1 tRNA gene and 1 rRNA gene are annotated in these 375 nt (G+C 46.9%); both read right to left on the minus strand.

Annotated features, from left to right (window positions below):
* Window positions 1-126 precede the first annotated feature (126 nt).
* Window positions 127-202: transfer RNA gene (locus tag WFK81_RS30790), tRNA-Ala, on the minus strand.
* Window positions 203-303: 101 nt separating this feature from the next.
* Window positions 304-375, minus strand: a 16S ribosomal RNA gene (locus WFK81_RS30795); the annotation flags it as partial.

Here is a 375-nt window from a genome sequence, read left to right on the forward strand (position 1 = left end):
CGGCTCCTAGTGCCTAGGCATCCTCCGTGCGCTCTTATTAGCTTAACCTAATAAAAACATTTGTTGCTTAAGGATGTTTCATCTTTCGCTATCCAGTTTTCAAGGAACAAAAAAAATGATGGTTCATGGTGGAGCCAAGGAGGATCGAACTCCTGACCTCCTGCTTGCAAGGCAGGCGCTCTCCCAGCTGAGCTATGGCCCCATACAAATTCCATCAAAGCTGAACAAATGATATCACGTCTGACGCACTGCGTCATTTTCAAACTATTTATCCGATCATCATCGTGATCGGGTATTCCTTAGAAAGGAGGTGATCCAGCCGCACCTTCCGATACGGCTACCTTGTTACGACTTCACCCCAATCATCTACCCCAC

The sequence above is a fragment of the Paenibacillus sp. MMO-177 genome, assembly GCF_037147795.1.
Taxonomy (GTDB): domain Bacteria; phylum Bacillota; class Bacilli; order Paenibacillales; family Paenibacillaceae; genus Pristimantibacillus.